Source organism: Streptomyces sp. NBC_01232 (assembly GCF_035989885.1).
Lineage (GTDB): Bacteria > Actinomycetota > Actinomycetes > Streptomycetales > Streptomycetaceae > Streptomyces.
Genome location: NZ_CP108518.1, coordinates 4,941,457 through 4,959,642, shown reverse-complemented (window position 1 = coordinate 4,959,642; position 18,186 = coordinate 4,941,457). Strand labels below are relative to the sequence as shown.

Annotated in this window: 23 protein-coding genes and 3 tRNA genes; 11 read left to right on the top strand and 15 right to left on the bottom strand. The window is 70.9% G+C overall.

The features are described 5' to 3' along the window. The first annotated feature begins 216 nt into the window (after positions 1-216). Entirely contained in the window at positions 217-1,236 is a 1,020-nt protein-coding gene (locus OG444_RS23025; protein WP_327263969.1) for an adenosine deaminase, read from the top strand. Here the strand turns inward: OG444_RS23025 and OG444_RS23020 are convergent. The 10 genes from OG444_RS23020 to OG444_RS22975 form a co-directional block, all read right to left on the bottom strand. After that, positions 1,226-1,642: a hypothetical protein gene (locus tag OG444_RS23020; protein WP_327263968.1), complete on the bottom strand. Its 417-nt coding sequence runs from the start codon at positions 1,640-1,642 to the stop codon at positions 1,226-1,228. The two genes, OG444_RS23025 and OG444_RS23020, sit on opposite strands and share 11 nt — an antisense overlap. A gap of 16 nt (positions 1,643-1,658) precedes the next feature. After that, the gene (locus OG444_RS23015) at positions 1,659-2,798 is read right to left on the bottom strand and encodes a UDP-N-acetylmuramate dehydrogenase (protein WP_327266894.1); all 1,140 of its coding nucleotides are present in this window, start codon (positions 2,796-2,798) and stop codon (positions 1,659-1,661) included. Further along, positions 2,795-3,193, bottom strand: coding sequence for a DUF3291 domain-containing protein (locus OG444_RS23010; protein WP_327263967.1), 399 nt, complete (start codon positions 3,191-3,193; stop codon positions 2,795-2,797). Before OG444_RS23010 ends, OG444_RS23015 begins: the two co-directional genes overlap by 4 nt. 54 nt (positions 3,194-3,247) lie before the next feature. Beyond that, complete coding sequence (locus OG444_RS23005; RefSeq protein ID WP_405792798.1) at positions 3,248-4,621, bottom strand: MFS transporter; 1,374 nt, start codon at positions 4,619-4,621, stop codon at positions 3,248-3,250. Positions 4,622-4,779: 158 nt separating this feature from the next. Next, a complete protein-coding gene (locus OG444_RS23000; protein ID WP_327263965.1) occupies positions 4,780-5,349 on the bottom strand; it encodes a TetR/AcrR family transcriptional regulator in 570 nt (189 codons plus the stop codon). Positions 5,350-5,610: 261 nt separating this feature from the next. Next, positions 5,611-6,039: a MaoC family dehydratase gene (locus tag OG444_RS22995; protein WP_327263964.1), complete on the bottom strand. Its 429-nt coding sequence runs from the start codon at positions 6,037-6,039 to the stop codon at positions 5,611-5,613. A gap of 1 nt (position 6,040) precedes the next feature. Further along, positions 6,041-6,493: a MaoC family dehydratase N-terminal domain-containing protein gene (locus tag OG444_RS22990; RefSeq protein WP_327263963.1), complete on the bottom strand. Its 453-nt coding sequence runs from the start codon at positions 6,491-6,493 to the stop codon at positions 6,041-6,043. 137 nt (positions 6,494-6,630) lie between these two features. After that, positions 6,631-6,795 carry a 50S ribosomal protein L33 gene (gene rpmG / locus OG444_RS22985; protein WP_003956487.1) on the bottom strand — a complete coding sequence of 55 codons (165 nt, stop codon included), beginning with the start codon at positions 6,793-6,795 and terminating at the stop codon, positions 6,631-6,633. An 88-nt stretch (positions 6,796-6,883) separates the two neighbouring features. Next, positions 6,884-6,956, bottom strand: a tRNA-Met gene (locus OG444_RS22980). Between the two features lie 48 nt (positions 6,957-7,004). Beyond that, positions 7,005-7,077 (bottom strand) — tRNA-Thr (locus OG444_RS22975). Positions 7,078-7,445: 368 nt separating this feature from the next. On the opposite strand from OG444_RS22975, the gene OG444_RS22970 reads away from it, so the two are divergent. Together OG444_RS22970 and OG444_RS22965 are read left to right on the top strand one after the other, a co-directional pair. Next, positions 7,446-8,720: an amidohydrolase family protein gene (locus tag OG444_RS22970; RefSeq protein WP_327263962.1), complete on the top strand. Its 1,275-nt coding sequence runs from the start codon at positions 7,446-7,448 to the stop codon at positions 8,718-8,720. Between the two features lie 53 nt (positions 8,721-8,773). Further along, entirely contained in the window at positions 8,774-9,430 is a 657-nt protein-coding gene (locus OG444_RS22965; RefSeq protein WP_327263961.1) for an SDR family oxidoreductase, read from the top strand. 26 nt (positions 9,431-9,456) lie between these two features. Here OG444_RS22965 and OG444_RS22960 read toward each other — a convergent pair whose 3' ends face one another. From OG444_RS22960 to OG444_RS22950, 3 genes are all read right to left on the bottom strand, one after another. Then, positions 9,457-9,897 carry a DUF3574 domain-containing protein gene (locus OG444_RS22960; RefSeq protein WP_327263960.1) on the bottom strand — a complete coding sequence of 147 codons (441 nt, stop codon included), beginning with the start codon at positions 9,895-9,897 and terminating at the stop codon, positions 9,457-9,459. Positions 9,898-9,938: 41 nt separating this feature from the next. Beyond that, the gene (locus OG444_RS22955; RefSeq protein ID WP_327263959.1) at positions 9,939-10,358 is read right to left on the bottom strand and encodes a hypothetical protein; all 420 of its coding nucleotides are present in this window, start codon (positions 10,356-10,358) and stop codon (positions 9,939-9,941) included. Positions 10,359-10,504: 146 nt separating this feature from the next. Continuing rightward, positions 10,505-10,586, bottom strand: a tRNA-Tyr gene (locus OG444_RS22950). Between the two features lie 200 nt (positions 10,587-10,786). On the opposite strand from OG444_RS22950, the gene OG444_RS22945 reads away from it, so the two are divergent. Next, positions 10,787-11,275, top strand: a complete 489-nt coding sequence (locus OG444_RS22945) for a YajQ family cyclic di-GMP-binding protein (protein ID WP_243333311.1) — start codon at positions 10,787-10,789, stop codon at positions 11,273-11,275. Positions 11,276-11,300: 25 nt separating this feature from the next. On the opposite strand, the gene OG444_RS22940 is transcribed toward OG444_RS22945, so the two are convergent. Continuing rightward, positions 11,301-12,626, bottom strand: a complete 1,326-nt coding sequence (locus tag OG444_RS22940) for a tyrosine-type recombinase/integrase (protein WP_327263958.1) — start codon at positions 12,624-12,626, stop codon at positions 11,301-11,303. Beyond that, entirely contained in the window at positions 12,610-13,074 is a 465-nt protein-coding gene (locus tag OG444_RS22935) for a helix-turn-helix transcriptional regulator (protein ID WP_327263957.1), read from the bottom strand. Before OG444_RS22935 ends, OG444_RS22940 begins: the two co-directional genes overlap by 17 nt. 126 nt (positions 13,075-13,200) lie before the next feature. On the opposite strand from OG444_RS22935, the gene OG444_RS22930 reads away from it, so the two are divergent. The 7 genes from OG444_RS22930 (at position 13,201) to OG444_RS22900 (ending at position 18,016) form a co-directional block, all read left to right on the top strand. Further along, the gene (locus tag OG444_RS22930; RefSeq protein ID WP_327263956.1) at positions 13,201-13,413 is read left to right on the top strand and encodes a helix-turn-helix transcriptional regulator; all 213 of its coding nucleotides are present in this window, start codon (positions 13,201-13,203) and stop codon (positions 13,411-13,413) included. A gap of 128 nt (positions 13,414-13,541) precedes the next feature. Next, positions 13,542-14,123: a DUF6907 domain-containing protein gene (locus OG444_RS22925; RefSeq protein WP_327263955.1), complete on the top strand. Its 582-nt coding sequence runs from the start codon at positions 13,542-13,544 to the stop codon at positions 14,121-14,123. Then, on the top strand, positions 14,120-14,401 hold the full coding sequence (locus tag OG444_RS22920) for a hypothetical protein (RefSeq protein ID WP_327263954.1): 282 nt from the start codon (positions 14,120-14,122) through the stop codon (positions 14,399-14,401). The genes OG444_RS22925 and OG444_RS22920 overlap by 4 nt, the downstream gene beginning before the upstream one ends. A gap of 2 nt (positions 14,402-14,403) precedes the next feature. Further along, positions 14,404-16,410: an AAA family ATPase gene (locus OG444_RS22915; protein WP_327266893.1), complete on the top strand. Its 2,007-nt coding sequence runs from the start codon at positions 14,404-14,406 to the stop codon at positions 16,408-16,410. A gap of 122 nt (positions 16,411-16,532) precedes the next feature. After that, positions 16,533-16,988 carry a hypothetical protein gene (locus OG444_RS22910; protein WP_327263953.1) on the top strand — a complete coding sequence of 152 codons (456 nt, stop codon included), beginning with the start codon at positions 16,533-16,535 and terminating at the stop codon, positions 16,986-16,988. A 201-nt stretch (positions 16,989-17,189) separates the two neighbouring features. Then, positions 17,190-17,534 carry a hypothetical protein gene (locus OG444_RS22905; protein WP_327263952.1) on the top strand — a complete coding sequence of 115 codons (345 nt, stop codon included), beginning with the start codon at positions 17,190-17,192 and terminating at the stop codon, positions 17,532-17,534. A 236-nt stretch (positions 17,535-17,770) separates the two neighbouring features. Then, on the top strand, positions 17,771-18,016 hold the full coding sequence (locus OG444_RS22900) for a hypothetical protein (protein WP_327263951.1): 246 nt from the start codon (positions 17,771-17,773) through the stop codon (positions 18,014-18,016). The last annotated feature ends 170 nt before the right edge of the window (positions 18,017-18,186 follow it).

Genomic DNA, 18,186 nt, shown 5'->3' with positions numbered 1-18,186 from the left:
CCCCGCCGGGCCACTTCCAGCCCCGCCGGCGTTTGAGGCGCGGGGTCCGGGGCGGAGCCCCGATCTTTTCAGCCTCGCCGGCGATTGAGGCGCGGGTCCGGGCGGCGCCCGGAAGGCCCCCGCGCAGCGGATCCGCACCCCGTTCACCCGTTCGCGCAAGCCCCCGATCGGTAAAACCCCCTCCCGCCGAGCGCAGCGGTACGGCAGGATCACCAGATGGAGCACGCACGCGATCTCACGCTTCTGCCCAAGGCCCACCTCCACCTGCACTTCACCGGGTCGATGAGGCCATCGACCCTGCTGGAGCTCGCCGACAAGTACGGCGTGCGCCTGCCCGACGCCCTCACCGCCGGCGAGCCGCCCAAGCTCCGCGCCACTGACGAGCGCGGCTGGTTCCGCTTCCAGCGGCTCTACGACGCCGCCCGCTCCTGCCTGCGCGAGCCCGACGACATCCGGCGCCTGGTCCGCGAGGCCGCGGAGGAGGACGTACGGGACGGCAGCGGCTGGCTGGAGATCCAGGTGGATCCCACCTCCTACGCCCCCCTCCTCGGCGGCATGATCCCGGCCGTCGAGATCATCCTCGACGCCGTCGACTCCGCCTCCCGCGAGACCGGCCTCGGCATGCGGGTCCTCATCGCCGCCAACCGCATGAAGCACCCCCTCGACGCCCGCACCCTCGCCCGCCTCGCCGTCCGGTACGCCGACCGCGGCATCGTGGGCTTCGGCCTCTCCAACGACGAACGCCGCGGCATGGCCCGCGACTTCGACCGCGCCTTCGCCATCGCCCGCGAGGGCGGGCTCCTCGCCGCCCCGCACGGCGGCGAGCTCACCGGCCCGTCCTCCGTCCGCGACTGCCTCGACGACCTGCACGCCTCCCGGATCGGGCACGGAGTCCGCGCCGCCGAGGATCCCCGGCTGCTCAAGCGGCTCGCCGACCGGCAGATCACCTGCGAGGTGTGCCCGGCCTCGAACGTCGCCCTCGGGGTCTACGAGCGGCCCGAGGACGTCCCGCTGCGCACCCTCTTCGAGGCCGGGGTCCCCATGGCGCTGGGCGCCGACGACCCGCTGCTCTTCGGGTCCCGGCTCGCGGCCCAGTACGAGATCGCCCGCCGCCACCACGCCTTCACGGACGCGGAGCTCGCCGAGCTGGCCCGCCAGTCCGTGCGCGGGAGCGCGGCGCCCGACGACGTACAGGCCAAGCTGCTGGCGGGGATCGACCACTGGCTCACCGGGTGAGCCGCAGGTCCCCCTCATAGCAGTCGGCGCGCACCCGGCCGCCGTCCAGAAAGCCGATCTCCAGGTGGGTGCGGCCCTGCTCGGGCAGCGCGAACTCGGCGACCGAGGCGACGGTCTCGCCGACGTGCCGCAGGAAGGGGTGGTCGCCGAGGTCCTCGCCGACCTCGATGCGGCCCCACTCCCCCATGTCGTAGGGGGCGTGCGGCGTGGCGGACTCGACGATGAGGCACTGGTCGGATCCGGTGGTGATCCGGATGGTGTCGCCGATGCTGTCGATCAGCCAGACGTCGAGGGGCGCCTCGGAGCGTTCGCCGTCGCTGACGTGCCAGGACGCGACGACTCGGCTGAGCGTGCGCCCCACGAGACGGGTGGGGTCCGTACCGGCCCCGTGAAGGGGACAGAGCATGGGCGGCCGGGGCTCCTCAGATGCTGACGCCGACCGTCACCGGCTCGTTGACCAGGGTGACGCCGAAGGCCGCGTGGACGCCCGCGACGACCTCGCGGGCCAGGGTGAGGAGGTCCTCGGTGGTGGCCTCGCCGCGGTTGGTGAGGGCGAGGGTGTGCTTGGTGGAGATGCGGGCGGGGCCGGTGCCGTAGCCCTTGGTGAATCCGGCCCTGTCGATCAGCCAGGCCGCGCTGGTCTTCGTACGGCCGTCGCCCGCGGGGTAGGCGGGCGGTGCGGTGTCGGGGCCGAGGCGGTCCTGGACGCGGGCGAGGAAGGCGGCGTAGGCCTCGTCGGTCAGGATCGGGTTGTGGAAGAAGGAGCCGGCCGACCAGGTGTCGTGGTCTGCGGGGTCGAGGACCATGCCCTTGCCGGCGCGCAGCCGCAGCACGGTCTCGCGGGCGGTGGCGGCGGGGACCCGGTCGCCGGCCTCGACGCCGAGGGCGCGGGCGGTCTCGGGGTACTTGATCGGCGCCGACAGACCGCCGGCGTCCTCCAGGGCGAAGCGCACGCGCAGGACGACGTAGCGGTCGGGCTGGTCCTTGAAGGTGCTGTTGCGGTACCGGAAGGCGCACTCGGCGGCGCTGAGGGTGACCGTCTCACCGGTGGTGCGGTCGTAGGCCACGACCTCGGTGATGGTGTCGCAGACCTCCTGGCCGTACGCCCCGACGTTCTGGATCGGGGTGGCGCCGGCCGAGCCGGGGATTCCGGCGAGGCACTCGACACCGGCGAGGCCTGCCTCGACGGTGCGGGCGACGGCATCGCTCCAGTTCTCGCCCGCGGCGAGCTCCAGGGTGGTGCCGTCCAGGGTGAAGCCGGTGGTCGCGATGCGCAGGGCGGTGCCGTCGAAGCCGCCGTCGCCGATGACCAGATTGCTGCCGCCGCCGATGACCAGGAGTGGGGTGCCGCTCTCGTCCGCGGCGCGCACGGTGGCGACGACCTCGGCGTCGGTGGTCGCGGTGACCAGGCGGGCGGCGGGACCACCGAGACGGAAGGTGGTCAGCGGGGCGAGGGGGGCATCGTGGAGTTCCTGCACGTGGACAAGAGTACGGTCCGTGCCCCTCGCATCCCTGCGGGGCCACGGACCGTACTCGCTCGTCCCCCGTACCGGCGGGGTCAGTGGCCCGTCTTCTGCTCGGCCAGGCGGCGCTCGGCCTCGGCCCAGTCGAGGGGGAGCTCGCGGGCCGGCACGGTCCAGAAGGTGAAGGCCGATTCCTTCATGTAGGCGGAGGCGGCCCGGGAACTGGAGCGGTGGGGCTCGCTGCGGGCGAAGCGGTAGAGGGCGTCCCGGTCCTCCCATGCGGAGAGGGTCAGGAAGGTGCGGCCGAGGACCCGGGCGCGCAGGGCGACGCCGTGGGCGCCGGGGGCCTTGCGGATCTGCTGGATGATGCCGGGCGCCTTGAGGAAGAACCTGACGGCGCCGGCGAGGGTGGCGGTCTCGAAGCGCGAGGCCATGACGTAGACCTCGGCGTCGGGGGCGGCCCGGTGGGGCGTGGACCAGGGAATGTCGGGCATGGCGAGCGCTCCTCGGCTGTCGGGCGGGGTGTACGGGGCGGTGGTGCCGGCGGGTCAGCCCGCGGCCGGGACCTTCTCGGGGACGGTGGCGCTCCGGTCCGCGGGGACCTGGGCCGCGGCCTTGGCCTTACGGGGCACCAGCAGGGCCAGCGCGGCGGCGAGGGCGACCGCGGCGGCGCCGATCCACAGGGCGGGGACGGTGCCGTCGACGAAGGTCTGCGGGGACTCGTAGCCGCCCTGGGCGGAGAAGACGGAGGCGAGGACCGCCACACCGAGGGCGCCGCCGACCTCGCGCAGGGCGTTGTTGGTGCCGGAGGCCTTGCCCTGGTCGGCCGGGGCGACGGTGGACATCAGGACGTTGGCGGCGGGGGCGAAGTAGAGGGCCATGCCGATCCCGCTGAGGATCAGCGGCGGGAGCTGGGCGGCGTACGAGACGTCCGCGCTCAGGATCGCGGCGAACCAGCCGAGGCCGAGGGCCTGGAACGCGAGCCCGGCGGCGACGACCGGGCGGCCGCCGATGCGGTCGGAGAGGATCCCGGCCAGCGGGGCGACGATCATCGGCATACCGGTCCAGGGGAGCATGCGCAGGCCCGCCTCGGTGGGCGAGTAGCCGACGACGCCCTGGAGGAACTGGCTGAGCAGGAAGATCGAGCCGAACATGCCGAGGAACATCAGCAGGCTGGCGAGGTTGATGCCGAGGAAGCCGCGGTCACGGAAGAGCCGCATGGGGAGCATGGGGTTCGCGTTGTTGAAGCCGTGGTGGATGAACCCGCCGACGAGCGCGGAGCCGACGAGCAGGCCGGTCAGGACGGGGGCGCTGGTCCAGCCCTCGGCGTTGGCGTTGACCAGGGCGTAGACGATGCCGAAGAGGCCGCCGCTGATGAGCAGGGTGCCCGGGATGTCGAGGCGCGCGCCGGGGGCGGTGGACTCGGCGAGGCGCAGGCGGGCGAGCGGGATCAGTGCGAGGCCTATCGGCACGTTGATCCAGAAGATCCACTGCCAGGAGATGTGCTCGGTGAGGCTGCCGCCGATGAGGGGACCGCTGGCGACGGCGAGGCCGGTGACGGCTCCGTAGATGCCGAGGGCCATGCCGCGGCGGGCGGCGGGAACGGCGGCGGTGAGCAGGGTGAGGGTGAGCGGCATCATGATCGCGGCGCCGACGCCCTGCACGGCGCGGGCGGCGATGAGCGAGTCGATGCCGGGCGAGAGGGCGGCCGCGGCGGAGGCGGCGGTGAAGACGCCGAGGCCGACGATGAACAGCCGGCGGCGGCCGAAACGGTCCCCGAGGGCGGCGCCGAACATGAGGAGGACCGCGAAGGTGAGCGTGTACGCGTTCACCGTCCACTCCAGGTCCTCCAGTTTGCCGCCGAGGTCCTCGCGGATGGCGGGGAGGGCGGTGGTGACGACCAGGTTGTCGAGTGCGGCCATGAAGCTGGCCACGCCGGTGAGGATGAGGGCCCAGACGGCGGGCCCGCGGAGCTTGGTGTCCGACTCTTGCGTGTGCACGCTTCCCCCTGCGGTTTGTTAGTTATTGCTGACTAACTTTCTTGGTCATGAAAATGCGCGCGAGCGGATCGCGCGCACACTCACGCCTCCAGGCGACCCGTGGCGCGCGCCGACGGGTAGAGCCCCTCCCAGACCCGGTGCTCGGGCGGGAAGCCCATGGCGGCGAGGGTGTTGATCAGCATCCCGAGAGCCATGAAGGTCGTGGTCTCGTGTGCATCACCCCCCAGCGGCAGGTGGACGGCGTCCCAGAGGTCCATCCAGCCGGCCCGGACGGTCTCACCGAAGACGTGATCACCGGCCGCCTCGGCCGCGGCCACCGTGACGTACACCTGGAGCTGCATCTGCAGCTTGTCCGGGTCCTCGGCGATCAGCCGGGTGTACGCGTTGGCCATGGCCTGCAGGGCCTCTTCGCCGCTCAATCCTTCGGCGGCGGCGATGAAGACGTCCCGCGTGTCACTCAGGCAGCGCTCGGAGGCGGCCAGGAAGATCGCCTGCTTGTTGGGGAAGAGGCGGAACAGATACGGCTGCGAGACACCCACCCGCTTGGCGATCGCCTCGGTGGAGGTGCCGTAGTAGCCACCCCGGGCAAACTCGTGCATCGCCGCCCGAATGACGCTCTCACGTCGCTCATCTGCGCTCATCCTGACCATGAGACAAAGTTAGTGCGCAATCACTAACTACGTCAAGGGGTGGGGTGGGGCGGAGGTGGTGGGGCGGGGGCCTGAGGGGCGCGGGGTGGCTGGGGGATGGCGGGAGCCGAGCGCTCGGGAGTCAGTGACGTGTATGGGGGTTTCCCGTCAGTCTCATCGTCTCTCCGTGTCGGGCCGGCCCCACCCACACAAAAGGGCGGAGGCGCCACCCGGCCGCCCCCGCCCCTACAACCTCTCAACCCGTCAACCCGTCATCCGATCTCAGGCGAGTTCGACCACCGCGCGGGACATGCCCAGGACCTTCTGGCCCGCGCTCATGGCCGTCAGGTCGACCCGGACGCGGTTGTCGTCCATCTTCGCGGCGACCTTCGCGGTGACCTCGATCAGGCCGCCCCGGTCGTCGTTCGGGACCACGACCGGCTTGGTGAAGCGCACGCCGTACTCGACCACCGCACCCGCGTCGCCGACCCAGTCGGTCACCACGCGGATCGCCTCGGCCATGGTGAACATGCCGTGCGCGATGACGTCCGGCAGTCCGACCTCCTTGGCGAACTTCTCGTTCCAGTGGATCGGGTTGAAGTCGCCCGAGGCGCCCGCGTACTGGACGAGCGTGGCGCGCGTCACGGGGAAGGACGCCGCCGGCAGCTCGGTGCCGACCTCGACGTCGGCGTACTGGATCTGTGCAGCCATGTCAGGCCTCCTCGGGGGCGCGGGAGACGAGCTTCGTCCACGCCGTCACCACGTGTTCGCCGCTCTCGTCGTGGACCTCGCCGCGGATGTCGATGACGTCATTGCCCGCGAGCGACTTCACGGACTCGATGGTGGAGACCACCGACAGCCGGTCGCCGGCCCGCACCGGGCGGGAGTAGGCGAACTTCTGGTCACCGTGCACGACGCGGCTGTAGTCCAGTCCCAGCTGCGGGTCCTCGACGACCTGACCGGCCGCCTTGAAAGTGATCGCAAACACAAAAGTCGGCGGAGCGATCACATCGGGGTAGCCGTACGACTTCGCGGCTTCGGGATCGATGTAGACGGGATTGGTGTCACCCACCGCAACCGCGAATTCGCGGATCTTCTCCCGGCCGACCTCGTACGGATCGGTGGGCGGGTAGCTCCGCCCCACGAAGGACTGGTCGAGAGCCATGACTCACTACCTCCTGATGAAGGGACACGAATGACACAAGAACAAAGACAGGAACGAGCACGGAAACGACACGAGGCCGCCCCCCAATGAAGGGGACGACCTCATGACGGTGCCTGTTATTCGAGACTTCGCTGGGGTCAGCGGGTCTCGCGGTGCGCGGTGTGCGAGTTGCAGCGCGGGCAGTGCTTCTTCATCTCAAGACGGTCCGGGTTGTTACGCCGGTTCTTCTTGGTGATGTAGTTCCGCTCCTTGCACTCCACGCAGGCCAGCGTGATCTTCGGGCGGACGTCGGTGGCAGCCACGTGAGTGCTCCTTGACGGAAATTGGGACGGATGAACGCATACAAGAGTAGCCGACCGGGAGACCGACCCCGCAATCGGCTACTGTGTGTAGCGGCGACCGGACTTGAACCGGTGACACAGCGATTATGAGCCGCTTGCTCTACCGACTGAGCTACGCCGCTTTGATGTGATCAGCTCCCCACCCGAGGGTGGGGAACCTCTCTCACCAGAGCCCCAATGCGGAATCGAACCGCAGACCTTCTCCTTACCATGGAGACGCTCTACCGACTGAGCTATTGGGGCGAGCGATGAAGACATTACACGGTTGCCTGCCGATCGCCCAAATCCTTTGCGGGGACAGGGCTCCGAGGGGGTTCGCCGGCTCTTCCCGATCAGCCCACGGATCACTCCCGACCCACTTTTCGGTCGGATTGTGGGCGGGGTCACACTCCGGCGCCCGCCGAACGGAGCCGCGCCGGCCGGTGGGGCGCACGCGCGGGCGCTCGGCGCGCGGGCACCACACCGGTACGACTATTGCGCTCTTCCGCGAAGCGGCGGGCGCTGCGCCCTAGGCTCTGAGCACGCTGCGTGATCTTGGGCTGCGGGCCGCGGGCTGCAGGGACGGCCACGGCCACGGCTCCAGGAACCGCCCGAGCCACCGCAGGAGCGCGATGTCCGACAGCCAGCCGCAGCAGCCGTTCCAGTCGCCCCGCAGCGGTGGCGGCCATGGCAACGCGGCCGCAGCCGAGGCCACCACCCTGCTGCTCGCCGGGGCCCGCCTCACCGACGGCCGCACCGTCGACGTGCGCCTCGGCGGCGGTCGGATCCAGGCCGTCGGCACCGCGGGCAGCCTCACCTCCCCCGCGCTGTCCCGGGTGGACCTGACCGGCTACCTGTTGCTGCCCGCCCCCGCCGAGCCGCACGCCCACGGGGACACCGCACTGACCGCCGACGGCGAGGGGCCCGTCTCCTACACGCCCGACGAGGTCCAGCGCCGGGCCACCGAATCCGCCCTGCTCCAGCTCGGCCACGGCGCCACCGCGGTCCGCTCCCACGTCCGCATCGGCGACGTGCACGGCCTCGGCCCCATGGAGGCCGTCCTCCAGGCCCGCCGCTCCCTGCGCGGGCTCGCCGACCTCACCGCCGTGGCCGTCCCCCGGCTGCTGACCGGGGTGGCGGGCGCGGACGGGCTCGCCATGCTGCGGGACGCGGTCAAGATGGGCGCCTCCGTGATCGGCGGCTGCCCGGACCTGGACCCGGATCCGACAGGCTTCCTCGAAGCCGTTCTGGAACTCGCCGCCGAGCACGGCTGCCCCGTCGATCTGCACACGGACGGTGACGACCCGGCCCGCCTCTCCCGCCTCGCGGCGATGGCCGGCGGGCTGCGCCCCGGGGTGACCATCGGCCCCTGCGGCGGCCTGTCCCGGCTCCCGCTCGACGCGGCGGCCCGCGCCGCCGACCAGCTGGCCGCAGCCGGCGTACGGGTGACCTGCCTGCCCCAGGGCGACTGCGCGGCCCTGGAGCGCCGCGGCCTGCGCACCGCGCCCGTACGGCTGCTGCGGGCCTCCGGGGTGCGCGTCGCGGCCGGCAGCGGAGCGCTGCGGGACGCCGGGAACCCCGTCGGCCGCGGGGACCCGCTGGAGGCCGCGTACCTGCTGGCCTCCCAGGGCGGCCTCCGGGCGGGCGAGGCCTACGACTCCGTCAGCGCCTGCGCCCGCGAGGCCATGGGCCTGCCGGAGGTCCGGGTGGAGGCCGGTTTCCCGGCGGAGCTGCTCGCCGTGCGCGGGGACCGGATCGCGGGTGTGCTGTCCCTCGCCTACAGCCGGATCGTCATCCACCGCGGGCGCGTCGTAGCCCGTACGAGTGCCGTACGCGAGTACTGCGACTCCGCCGTCGCGGTGGCCCTGGACCTGCCCCGGCAGGGCCGTACGGAGCCCGGCCCCTGAAGTTCGCCGTCCGTTCGCGGGCGTGGGCGCCCGGCTCGTCGTACGGTCGGGTCATGCGCATCGTCATCGCGGGTGGACACGGTCAGATCGCGCTGCGGCTGGAGCGCCTGCTCGCCGCGCGCGGGTACGAGGTCGCGGGCATCGTCCGCGATCCGGCGCAGGGCGACGACCTGAGGCAGGCCGGCGCCGAGCCGGTGCTCTGCGATCTGGAATCGGCCTCGGTGGAGCATGTGGCGGGGATTCTGCAGGGCGCGGACGTGGCGGTGTTCGCTGCCGGTGCGGGCCCCGGCAGCGGGATTGGGCGGAAGGACACAGTGGACCGTGGCGCGGCCGTGCTGTTCGCCGACGCCGCCGAACGGGCCGGCGTAGGGCGCTTCCTGATGGTCTCTTCGATGGGCGCGGACGCGCACCACGGGGGCGACGAGGTCTTCGACGCGTACCTGCGGGCCAAGGGCGAGGCCGATGACCACGTACGGACCCGGCTGGGCCTGGAGTGGACCGTCCTGCGCCCCGGTTCACTGATCGACGACGCCGGGACGGGCCTGGTCCGTCTGGAGGTGCAGACGGGCCGGGGAGCCGTCCCGCGCGACGACGTGGCGGCGGTCCTGGCGGAGTTGGTCGAGACCCCGGCGACGGCGGGTCTGACCCTGGAGCTGGTCTCCGGTTCGACTCCGGTCCAGGTGGCCGTGAAGGACGTGGCGGGCAACTGAGTCCGCAGCGTCGCCCGTCCGGCGGTTCAGAAGCCGGCGTTCACCTTGTCGTCGGACCGGCCGACCGAGTCCTGCTGGTACCGGTCCTCGTAGGCCTGCCGGATCCGCTCGATGCGTGTGCTTCGCTCGCCCGCCTCCTTCTCCGGGTACAGCAGGACCACCTCGTACGAGGTCTCCCGGACGATCTTGCCGTCCTGCCCGCGCCACTGGCCGTACCCGTCGTGGAGGGTCAGCCCCTCGGGGAAGGCGGGGGTGATCTCCCGGTCCAGGAACCGCATGAACTCGCGTTCCTCGACCGGATTCGTTCCGTCGGTCCGTTGGGTTCCGAAGTACAGCCGGGTCTCCTGGTAGGGCGCTCCCACGTCCGTGTGGAGCGCTGCTCCCACCAGAGCCGGAATCCCTGCTCCGAGCAGGGCCATGAGCACCCCGCCGCCGACCTTCCCGCGCGTGTCAGATGTCCATTTCACCCCCGGAGAACGAACCGGAGCCGCCGACGTTGCGGCCGTGGTCAGTAGGTCAGGCGCCGCCGCCACCAGGGTTCGTCGGGGGCGGCGTACGGATCGTTCAGGGTGCGGGCGAGGAAGCGCTCGTCGAGCGGGTCGATGACGGCGCGCAACTGGCGCCGGGCCCGGGGCGGGAGGAGGTGGCAGATGCTCTCCAGGGTCCCGCGGCACCAGCCCACCGAGTCGCAGCAGCCGTGGTCGTCGTCGGCCGCCGGGTAGATGATCCACGGTCCCCGCTGGTACACGGTCCTGTGCCAGTGCCTCAGGGACCGGTACGTGTCCCCGCGCCGGAACCGGCGGTGCTCGACGCGGGCGATCGCGGCGAGGGTGGCGGCGGAGACCCCTGGGACGACCCCGCGCTCGGGGAGTGCGGGCGTGCGGGCGGGCAGGTCCGTCCTGACCTGCGAAGGTGCCTTACGCGGCATGGGCCTTTCGGCTGCTGATGCTGATCACCGGACCAGGATGCCGCAGTCGCACCGTCCTCGCCCAACCCTTTTGTTCTCCGGAAGGCCGATAACTGAAGAACCCCCGCTCACTGTGATTCCACAGATGAACGGGGGTTCCACTCGCGTGGCGGCGCCAGGGTTCGAACCTGGGTAGGCTGAGCCGGCAGATTTACAGTCTGCTCCCTTTGGCCACTCGGGCACACCGCCAAGAGACGCTGCCATTTTTTCCGCCTTGCGGCGGCGCTCCCTGGCAACGACGTAAACGATACCCGATGACCGGGGGTGCTTCGCCACCGGATTGATCAGCGCTGCGGGTGGGCGCGGTGGCTAGGCTTTGCCGAGCGGTCCGGGCATGTCCGGCCGCACCCTCCGGGGTGATCGCAACCGACTTCAAGGAGCCACAGCACATGGCCGACTCCAGTTTCGACATCGTCTCGAAGGTCGAGCGGCAGGAGGTCGACAACGCCCTCAACCAGTCCGCCAAGGAGCTCTCGCAGCGCTACGACTTCAAGGGCACCGGCGCCACGATCGCCTGGTCCGGCGAGAAGATCCTGATGGAGGCGAACTCCGAGGAGCGCGTGAAGGCCGTCCTCGACGTCTTCGAGACCAAGCTGGTCAAGCGCGGGATCTCGCTGAAGGCGCTGGACGCCGGGGAGCCGCAGCTGTCCGGCAAGGAGTACAAGATCTTCGCCACCATCGAGGAGGGCATCTCCCAGGAGAACGCCAAGAAGGTCGCGAAGATCATCCGGGACGAGGGTCCCAAGGGCGTCAAGGCCCAGGTCCAGGGCGAGGAGCTGCGCGTCAGCTCGAAGAGCCGTGACGACCTCCAGGAGGTCCAGGCGCTGCTCAAGGGCAAGGACCTGGACTTCGCGATCCAGTTCGTGAACTACCGCTGATATGCGCCGCTGACCTGCTGCTATCTCACTTAGCCTGCGCTGGAGGGCACAACGCGGGCACATCGCCGAGGACCGCCTCGACAGCGGCGCGCGTTGTGTCCTCCTCGTCGGGCCACAGATGGGTGTAGATGTCGAGTGTGATCGAAGGCTTGGAGTGGCCGAGCCGACGCTGAACCGTCTTCACGCTCTCGCGGTGCTTGATCAGCAGCGACGCGTAGAAGTGACGCAGGTCGTGCATCGTCGTCCCGGCCGGGACCTCGACTGGTGAAGGCTCCTTGTCCTCCGGGCGGCCGGCGGCCACCCACGCCGCGGAGGCCGCCGCGTGCTGAGCGGCGAGAGCCGCGTTCGCGTTGCGCGTGGCCACGTCCCAGATGTGCGACCAGCCGCCGCGGCGGATCGCCTCGCGCTGCTCGTTGACGAACAGCAGCTTGGCCTTGCGCGTGCGCGGCTTGCGCGGGTCGGTCCGGTCCCAGATCTCAACCTCACGGGCCGGAAACCGCGCAAGGTGGGCGGCCAGGCCGTCCACGACCGCGCGCGCGAGCGGCACGGTCCGATACGACTCGTGCGTCTTCGGCGGTCCGAGGTACGGCTCCCCCTTGTCCGGCCCTACGAGCTGCTGACAGATCTTCATCTCGCGCCGCAGGAAGTCGATGTGCTCGACCTCCAGCCCGAAGGCCTCGCCCTGGCGGGGACCGGCGCCGGCGGCGAGCAGCGTGAGCGCCTGGTACCACGCGGGCACCGCCGCCACGAGAGCTTTCACGGCGTCCGGGTGGAGCGGCACCACCTCCGGCCGGCGCACGTCGGGGACGCGCACCCCGTCGCAGGGGTTGATCGCGATGATCCGGTCACGCACCGCCGTGTGGAAGATCGTCACGACGTACGCGTAGGTCACCTTCAGCGTGCTCGGCGCGAGGACCTGCGAGCGGTTCTTGATCCAGGACTGAATCTCCGAGGGCCGGATCGACACGATCGGCTTGTTCCCGAGCAGCGGGTAGACGTGCAGCCTCAGGGCCCGGTCTACGCGCTCCGCCGTGCTGTCCCGGTGAACCGCGCCGGTACGCCAGCGCTCACCGACCGCCTGAAAGCCTTCCTTGCCGGCCGCCGGGTCGACGTACAACCCGCGGGCGAGGTCGGCCTCGATGGTCGCGGCGCGGGTGTCGGCCTGGCTGCGCTTGGTGAAGTTCTCCTTCTGCTGCTCGCCGGCCGCGTCCCGCCAACGGACCTGCCACCGCTTCCCCTTGCCGTGGTCCTTGCTGGCCACGAGCACGCGGGTCTTACTGGAGTGCTCGGCGCACGGGTCCGCGCCGTGGCGGGGGCGGGAGAGATGCCACCGGTCATAGACCTGCGCCACGAGGGCCGTCCTTCCCGAGCAGGGGGGCGAACTCCTGAGGAGGAATCTCGGAGTAGAACGCCCTCTCGTCCATGCCCGGCAACGGCGTCTCGCCTCTGACGAAACGGCGGACCATGAACGACGGCTCGGTCCGCGTGGGCGTAAGCCGGTACGCAGCCTCGTCGTTGGGATCGTTCTGCCCCCCGTCCCAGCGTGGGGACGGGTGCGGCGGAACCAGCAGGTGCACGGGAGCCACCTCGAGCGCCACCGCCAGGGCGACGAGCTCGTCCACGGTCACGTACCGCCGCCGGGTGCCGGCCTTGTCGCGGCGTCCGGTCTCGATGTTCGAGACGGATTGCGGCGTCAATTCCGGAACGCCGATCGCAGCGCAGCGCTCGGCGAGCTGAACGGCGGTTAGTCCGCGCCTCTTGCGGACTTCTTTCACGCGCTCGGCGACGACGTCGCTCACAGTCGTTGGACTCGTCATAACGACGAATGTACGCGGCGTCTTGACGAGTGGCAAGTAGGCGCGGCAAGCTGTGGCATGCGTCGATAAGGCGAGCCCGTTCGTCGAATCTACGACCAGGAGCGTCGTGTGAAGCCCAACACCCGTCCCATCGCACCCTCGTCCCGCCGCCCGCTGGCTACGGCGCAGGACGTCGCCGAGTACTGCGGCGTCCCGCTCGCCACCGTCTACCAGTGGTCCAGCCGCGGTAGCGGCCCGAAGTTCATCAAGGTCGGCAGGCACCTCCGCGCCCGTTGGGCGGACGTAGAGGCCTGGCTCGACACCCAGACGATCGCCGCATGAAAACGGCCCCCAGCAGGTGCGTCAACACCTGTCGCCGGGGGCCTGAAGCACCGCCGTCCCAATCCAGAACAGCCGAACGGCCGCGCGGGAGTCGCAATCCCATATGCGCGGCCGTCGAGGAGCTTCAGATGAAGACTGCCACGACCGCCACCAACATCGCTAGTGCGCTCGCCGCGGCCACCGCGCCGACCGGGAGGGTGCATCCCCTCCTCGTCGACCTCGCGCCGGTCGCGCCCCCGGCCGCCGGACCCATCACCGCTGCCGAGCGCGGCGGCGACTGGATCGCCCTCTACGACTGCACCCCGTGGTGCACCCTCGACCACGCCGGCGCCGACGGCCAGCCCGGATGGCACCAGGGCTCCATCGTCAAGGCCATCGCCCCCGTCCCGGGCGTCAACGCCCTCCCCGACGAGGCCCCCGACAGCCTCTTCGAGGCCCGCGTCACCCAGACGAGGGCGGAGGCCGCCGTCTTCGGCATCGAGTCGCAGATCTGGCTCGACTACGGGCACGACAGCCTCGAACTGGACGTCGCGGGTGCCGACCGATTCATCGCGGCCATGGAGGCCTTCCTCCCGCAGCTGCGGGCGCTCCGGGACCAGCTCGCCATCGTCTCCCGGGACGACTTCCCCGCCGACGAGGAGGCCAAGGCCGCCTACATGGCCGCGATCGACGCCCGCATCAAGGCCATCGACGCCGAGGCCGGTCGGTGACCTCCCGCACCTCCACCCGGACCCCCGGCGCCGTCCTGGCGCCGGGGTCTCCCGGGATCCCCGGAGGCGAATGGCCCCGGTGCCCCTACACCGAGGAGCTCCTCGTCCAGGCCCGCCGCGAGCGGGCCCGCCGGGAGCTCACCCTCGGATCGATCAGAGCCAGCCTCGAAGAGCAGCCGAGCGCCACCAGCGCCCGCGCCGCCGCCCGCCGCTGGGTCGCCGACGTCCTCGCTCTCGCCGAGCACGTCGCGACGGACAAGACGGAGACAGCACGTTGACCATGCACGCCACCGAGCAGCGCACCCCGGTAGAGACCCCCCTCGCCGGAGCGCTGTGGCTCGCCGAGCGGGAGTTCGTGGTGTTCGCCGCGGACCACCCGGGCGCGGAGCGCTGCGCGGGCATCGGCCACGGCCACGACCCGGATACCTGCATCGACCGCGGCAAGCACCCCGCGGAGCCGTTCACCCGGGCCACGCGCCGCGACGAGCAGCAGGTGCGGCAACTGTTCAGCGGGGCGCCGCGCAACGTCGGCGTCTACGTGGGCGGCTGCCTCGGCCCCAACGGCGAGCAGCTCCTCGTCATGGACAGCGACCGGCCCGGCGCCCTGGAGGACACCGCCGCCGCGCTCGGCCACCCGCACGCGCCCACCATGCGCGTGCACACCGCGAAAGGTCACCACGACTACTACTGGGCCCCGGCCGAGGCCAAGCTCGGCAACGGGCTCGGCGCCTTGAAGGGCAAGTTCGACGGGGACGTGCGCGCCGGGAACGCGTACGTCATCGCCCTCGGCTCCGTCCACGCGACCGGCGTCGTCTACACGCTGGAGGACTACGAGCAGCCGCCCGTCATGGCGCCAGCCTGGCTCCTCGAAGCGCTCCAGGCGCGCGTCTCTGCCCCGGCCGGGCCCGCGAAGGACATCGTCATCCCGAGCGACCGGCACGACGCGTACACCCGCAGGGTCGTGCAGGCGGAGTGCGACGCGATCACCCGCGCCGTCAACGGCGAGCAGAACAACGCCATCAACACGGCCGCGTTCAGCCTCGGCACCCTCGTCGGCGCCGGAGCGCTCACCGAGGGCGAGGCGCGCGAGGACCTCCTCGCCGCGGCCCGCGCGGGCAACCACCCCGAGGGCCGCGCGCTCGCCACCATCGAATCCGGGCTCCGCGCCGGCATGGCACAGCCCCGAAACCCGTGGCCGCCGGTGGCCCGCGCGGACACCCGCAACGACTTCACCGGGCTGCTCGTGCCCGAGCCCCGCGCAGAGACGGCCGCCCCCACCAACCCAGCCGAGGGCCCGCAGCAGGACGAGCAGCCGAGCGCGAACCCCGTGCAGGCCCGCCTGGCCGAGCTGCGGGCCGTACTCGTCGACTCGGCCGGCCTCGACGGCATCGCCGACCCCGTACCGCTCATCGACGGCGTGCTGTACATGGACTCCCTCGCCTGGCTGTACGGCAAGCCCGGCTCCGCAAAGTCGTTCGTCGCCCTCGACTGGGCCGGGTGCATCGGCAGCGGCCTGCCGTGGCAGTTCCGGGGCGTCTCGACGGGCCCCGTGCTCTACCTCGTCGCCGAGGGCGCCTCGGGCATCAGGAAGCGCGTCCGGGCATGGGAGGAAGCCTTCCGGCTGCCCATGAAGAACGTCACCTTCCTGCCGATGGCCGTGCAGCTGCTCAACGGCATCGACCGCCAGGCCCTCGTCGCCCTCATCAAGGAGATGGCCCCGGCCCTGGTCATCATCGACACGCAGGCTCGGGTGACCGTGGGCGCGGACGAGAACAGCAACGGCGAGATGTCCAAGGTCGTGGACGCCGCGGATCAGATCCGGCAGGCCTGCGGCGCCTGCGTGCTGATGGTCCACCACTCCGGGAAGAACGGCCTCGACATGCGCGGCGCCAGCGCCTTCGAGGGCGCCGCCACCAGCATCGTCAAGGTCACCAAGGACGGCGAGTACGTCGAGGTGCACAGCGACAAGCAGAAGGACGAGGACGCCTTCGAGACGGTGTGGCTGCGCCTCACGCCGGTCGGGCAGTCCGTCGTTCTCACCGCCCGCAGCATGATGCCCAGCGGCGACGAGATGACCAAGAACGAAGAGATCATCCTCGCCGCCATGCGGGACTCGTTTGAGACAACCAGCGCGACCGCGACGAACCTCATGGCCGTGACCGACGTCCCGAAGGCCTCGGTGTACCGCGCACTGAACTCCCTGGTCAACAGGGGATCGCTCCGCAATATCGGCACCGAGAAGCGGCCGATCTACGCACTTCCCGCAGCGGCGAGGGAGTCGCCCTAGGCCCGAAAGTCTCACGCGTCTCACGCCGTCTCAACCACTCGCGAGAAGTCTCGTCTCGTCTCACCCCCCTTAAGGGTGAGACGTGAGACGAGAGCCGAGACAAACCCCGTCTGGAGCGCCACATGAACTTCACCAGCACCCACGAACTCATCCCCCGCCCCAACGCGCTGGAGCGCATCGCAGCGCACCTCGACGCGCAGGACCACTACCTGATCACCAGCCCGCCCGACACCCTCGGCCGGCTGATGCAGAACTTGGAGGACATCCCCAGCTGGATGGCCTACGTCGACAACGGCAGCCCCACCGTCCTCCGCACCGAACGCCCCGGCGCCGTCCGCCTCGCCGGCCGCATCCTCGACGTGGCCGCGGTCATCGTCGTCGCCAAGACCGTTCCCCGGCGCGACGTGATGGCGGCGATCGACCGCCAGCCCGAAGGCGCCCAACGCGAGGACGTGTTCGTCCTCACCACCCCCGGCGGCCCGACCTGGTGGCCCGTCCTCTTCGCCGACGCGCTCGCCCTCGTCGACCCGGCCGCCGCCGCAGACCTCCGCAAGGAAGGCCTCGCCCAGTGGCCGTGAGATTTCACGGGGAGAGACGCGGGGGATTGGGCGCGGGGTCGCCCGATCGATCTCCCCAAATAAATCATCACCGCAGGTCAGCGAGACGTCCGATTTCTTTTGCAAGATCATCGCCAAAGCCCCGCGCCCAGCTTTTTCAGTTCCGTCTCCGGCGAATCTAGATGTCACACGACCGATTGGAGGCCCGCGATGGCGGCCACGATGACGCTTTCTCTCCGGGTCCCGCCCGAGCTGCGCGACCAGTTGGAGCACGTGGCGGCCGAACACCGGACATCGATGTCCGGGCTGGCGGTCGCGGCGATCCGCGCCTACCTCGACGGGGCTGGCCCGGTGGCGGACGGGCCGCTCGTCGGGGTGGTCCGCGCGGCGTATGCGGACATCGGTAATTCGGACGTCGAGCGGGAGATGGCGCTGAACCTGGCGCGCACGGCGGAGGCCGGTGGCACGGCTGGCGTGGCTGCGGTGCGCGCGCTGCGGGAGCTGATGGAGGTGCTGCTCGATGGCGACCAGGAGGAGTGGATGAGGCACTTGGCGGAGCCCGAGTGAGCGCCCGAAGCCACACCATCCCGCTTGATCTAGGAGGCCCGATGCCGAACTACCCCGATGTCCCGTGTGCAGGTACCTGCGGGCGCCTGCTGTGGACCGCAACGAAGTCGCTGCCCCCGGGCGAGCGCATGTGCCAGGCGTGCCGAGGCGAGCGGCGAGCGGCGAACGCCGAGGCGGCCCCTACCAGCCAGGCGCCGGTGAAGCCGCCGCCGAACACACCCCCAGAGGAGCGAACGATGAGCGTTGAGATGGGCACACCCTTCAAGTCGCTGGCCGCAGGCGCGGGCATGGACCTGGAGGAGGTTCGGGAGCTGGCCGAGGCCGGAAACCTGGAGGTGGCCGTGCGCCGCTACCAGGAGCGGCAGGGAGCGCCGGGCGCGAAGCGGATGACCGGCCGGCAGGCGGCTGTGATGCTGCGCCGCAGGACCGCGGCCACCGGCTACCAGCGTCAGGTAGAGCTGCTGCTGCGGCGCGCTGCGTAGTTCCGCCGTTCCGTTTCACCTGCCCGGCCTGTCGCACGATGGGCCGGGCATTTTTTGCCGTAGGCCTATTCCGCTAAGTGGGTTTGCCCATATCGTCACGCCATGAGGGAACTACCAGAAGAAGACCGGCCCAGCGGTAGCGGCGTGGTCCCTGCGGATGATGCTGCTGC